1 pseudogene is annotated in these 343 nt (G+C 42.6%); it reads right to left on the minus strand.

The features are described from left to right. Positions 1-343: pseudogene (locus BHE89_RS22935) on the minus strand (hypothetical protein); the annotation flags it as partial.

Genomic DNA, 343 nt, shown 5'->3' on the forward strand with positions numbered 1-343 from the left:
TTATATGCCGCACAAACGAGTGGGTGTAACTGAATAGCTTTACCTTCGATAAGGATTGGTTCAAATGCCTGAATACCTAAACGGTGAAGTGTTGGTGCACGGTTTAGCATTACTGGGTGTTCGCGGATAACTTCATCTAAGATATCCCAAACAACCGCTTCTTCGCGCTCAACCATTTTTTTTAGCGGCTTTGATTGTTGTCGCTAAACCACGGGTTTCCAGTTTTCCGTAAATAAATGGTTTGAATAACTCAAGAGCCATTTTTTTTCGGTAGACCACACTGATGCAGACGCAGGTATGGACCAACGGTAATTACAGAACGACCAGAATAGTCAACACGTTT

Origin of the sequence: Shigella sp. FC1967 (assembly GCF_001743005.1) — a bacterium.
In the GTDB taxonomy this organism is placed as follows: domain Bacteria; phylum Pseudomonadota; class Gammaproteobacteria; order Enterobacterales; family Enterobacteriaceae; genus Proteus.